The organism is Lawsonibacter hominis, assembly GCF_014287895.1.
Lineage (GTDB): Bacteria > Bacillota > Clostridia > Oscillospirales > Oscillospiraceae > Lawsonibacter_A > Lawsonibacter_A hominis.
The window spans coordinates 1-2,858 of the sequence record NZ_JACOPP010000062.1; the positions used below are offsets into that span (position 1 = coordinate 1).

Annotated in this window: 4 protein-coding genes and 1 pseudogene; all 5 read right to left on the reverse strand. The window is 53.0% G+C overall.

Annotated features, from left to right (window positions below; all coding sequences use genetic code 11):
* Positions 1-85: 85 nt before the first annotated feature.
* Positions 86-1,117, reverse strand: coding sequence for a hypothetical protein (locus tag H8S57_RS16615; RefSeq protein ID WP_186909071.1), 1,032 nt, complete (start codon positions 1,115-1,117; stop codon positions 86-88).
* Entirely contained in the window at positions 1,095-1,244 is a 150-nt protein-coding gene (locus tag H8S57_RS16620) for a hypothetical protein (RefSeq protein WP_006354152.1), read from the reverse strand. Before H8S57_RS16620 ends, H8S57_RS16615 begins: the two co-directional genes overlap by 23 nt.
* 11 nt (positions 1,245-1,255) lie before the next feature.
* Positions 1,256-2,080 carry a C39 family peptidase gene (locus H8S57_RS16625; RefSeq protein ID WP_186909072.1) on the reverse strand — a complete coding sequence of 275 codons (825 nt, stop codon included), beginning with the start codon at positions 2,078-2,080 and terminating at the stop codon, positions 1,256-1,258.
* Between the two features lie 16 nt (positions 2,081-2,096).
* On the reverse strand, positions 2,097-2,576 hold the full coding sequence (locus tag H8S57_RS16630) for a hypothetical protein (protein ID WP_006354150.1): 480 nt from the start codon (positions 2,574-2,576) through the stop codon (positions 2,097-2,099).
* Positions 2,577-2,636: 60 nt separating this feature from the next.
* Positions 2,637-2,858, reverse strand: a pseudogene (locus H8S57_RS17525) (VirB4 family type IV secretion system protein); the annotation flags it as partial.

Below are 2,858 nucleotides of genomic sequence, written 5' to 3' on the forward strand. Positions count from 1 at the left end.
GCTCTGGGCTTCAGTTCAGAAGAAAATGCCCGCTGCATATACTCAAACTTTGCCATATTCCAATCCTCCCAATCATGTCATACTGTTACAGGCGCTTTTCTCCTGCAATATACTTCTCCACAAGCGGCCGGTAGATCTGCCCATTGACCCGTTTCGCAAACAGGTCGTGGGATGCCGCCGCAATCTGCACATTTTCCCCAAAGAGTTCCATACAGTATTCCTGAATTTCCTGCGGCACACAGATCGCTACCGGGCGCACCTCCAATGAGCCGCACTCGGACAATGCCTTGTGGAACACCGGAATCTCATAGGGCAGGACACTCCCGCACAGGAGCCGGTGATCCGCGTCACGGAAAATAGAGGTGGGCGTCTGCATCACGCCGCAATCATAGATGATAAACTGATACGCCTTATCCGGCTCGTTGGTCAGGTAGCAGTCGATCCCATCAATGGTGTAATGCTCCCCATCCGGCGCCGCTTCGTAGATGTTCAGCAGGAGCTGCAGGTGGCGGTTCTGATTGACTTCGATATACGCCACCTCCGCACCTCTGGCCGCCAGCCAAGATGCCAGGTTAAAGGCCGTCACTGTCACGCCGCTCCTGCGCTGCGAACCGGCCACGGCAATACGGATATTCCGGGCGTTCCAGCGGTACGGAATAATCTCATCCGGCTCCGGTGCCTTCTCGTAGCGGGAGACTGGCTGTTCGTAGACGGGAGCCTTTACCACATACCGCTGCATCCCATCTTCGGAAAGCGCTTCTGTCAGCTCGTCCAGGGCGTCCTCCATCGTTTCACCCGTAACCAGATTCACAACGCCGATGGACAGTAGCCGTTGTACCTCGCCGTTCACATCCTCGTAGCCGGAGAGGATGACGATGATCCGGGCGGAGAACATCATCTGAAAGGATTGCAGGGCAAGGGTGAAATCATTGCCGCTTTCCTCGATACACGCCGCATCCACCACAAAGAATTTGGCGTTGGCATAATTGCGCATATCTTTGGTAACGAAACTTTTCAGGCTGAACCGGCCGACCAGCTTCTTGGCGGGCAGAGTCATATTCCGCACGGCGGGGTCGATCAGGTTGCTTTTCTGGTTACTCGTCAAGTACAACAGCATAGGATTCACCTCCCATATTTTCAGCACTGGTTTTGTCATCCGCCCCGCCGGTCAGCAAGAGGACGATGCCCACCACTACGATCACGATGTAGATAAACAGTTCAATCAGCTTGTTTCGGTTATTCATATCGCACCCCTTTAGTAGATCGCCCACAAGGGACCGCCTGCTGCGGCGCCCTTTCTGGCCTCATCCAGAATGATTGATATATCCCATTCCTGTTCGCTTCGTTTTTTACTGGCAGGATCGGCCACCAGGATTTTTCCTTCAGAGGTCACTCCACGCAGCACCATAAAGTGACCGCTGGATGTGAAGTGGCCTTTTGACATAAGTGCCACAATCAATTTCCCGGATGCCAAAGTATCCACCACGGCCTGCGGGTCATCGGTGCTGATGCTTTCCCATTGAAGCCCAAAGCCCTCCGCAGCCCCCGGTATCAACGAGTGATAGGAACCGTTGCCGGAACACCAATAGCCATTCTGATACGCCCATTCTGCCATTGTGGGGGGATCAACAGTCTGGTCTGTCAGGCTGGATACCACAATCGCCATAGAGGTCGGGCCACATCCATAACCGCCGATATTATCGGTTCCATACGGAAGATCGGCCCAACGCTCATCCAACTGATTGTAGTAGACAACTTCGGTCGCCCCATCCGTAAAGATGACGCCCTCATAGCTCTGACCACTACCGTCTATATAGTCTTTCTCATAAATGCCGAGCTGCTGGTTGTAACCATATTGCTTCTGAAAATCCTCCACCACGTTTACCTCATCACCAATCAACCATTGGGACAGTACGGAAAAGGGGCTGGTAATGAGGTACAGGATGAAGGCAATCAAAAGCAAAAGCCCCAGAACCGGGGCCAGGATCATAAACAGAATTCTTTTCCGGCTCTCGGAGTCGGTAGCCGCCTGCATAGCTACCTTTGCCAGAATTTTTGCGGTCAACGGATCAACAGCCAAAAAATCACCTCCATAATCAGTCCGGTTCCATACCGGGGGCTTCCATCATCTGCTCCATTTGCAGATTGAACGCCTCCCGCCGTTTACCGGCGCTGTCGTCAATTTCAAACACCTTTTCTCCTTTGTCATTTTTCCGGACAGATACCATGTAGTCCCCATTGGCGATGAAGCAGGCCGTAAAGAGCGCCCGAATCGCCGGGGCAGGCATCCGCGAAATCTCAAAAGGAGTAGCAGCACACTTGCTGTTCCAGGAAAAGAGGTTGCGGGCGGCATCCGCCGTAATCTTCATCCAGTCATATTCAAACTCCTCTTTCCGCATCATCTTGGTAAAGTCGATTCCCTCCGGGCAGAGGTAACGATCCATCTTCTGAAAGAGAGCCGGATGGGAAGCCATCAGGAAAAGGGCGGCATGGTAGGAAGCGTCCAAATCACTGCCCCTCCAACGTATGGCAGCCATCTTGTTGACCAGGTATTCGTATCGTTCCGCATGATTCATCTGAAAACCTCCTGTGTGGAATAAGTAAGGCGACCGGGATTGCTCCCGGCCGCCACCGAATTACCGGCCGCCAGCCTTGCCCATATAGGAAAACTTGTAAGCCGGAATCTCAAAGTTTACATGAAGCCGCTTGGACCCAATGATAAAGAGCGCGTGTCCGCGCCGCTTGCTCTCCAACAATTCCTGCTCCGCGTCCGTCAGGTTGTAGAGGTCTTTGGTTTCCTGAAGGTTTTTGCCGTCGCAGCCCATCAGGATTTTATAGCACGGAATATCCAAAAGGGC

What these genes read in the sequence shown, in the direction of transcription:
- H8S57_RS16615 (WP_186909071.1), bottom strand. Translation starts at nt 1,117, where the DNA reads ATGCTGTTGTACTTGACGAGTAACCAGAAAAGCAACCTGATCGACCCC.
- H8S57_RS16620 (WP_006354152.1), bottom strand. Translation starts at nt 1,244, where the DNA reads ATGAATAACCGAAACAAGCTGATTGAACTGTTTATCTACATCGTGATC.
- H8S57_RS16630 (WP_006354150.1), bottom strand. Translation starts at nt 2,576, where the DNA reads ATGAATCATGCGGAACGATACGAATACCTGGTCAACAAGATGGCTGCC.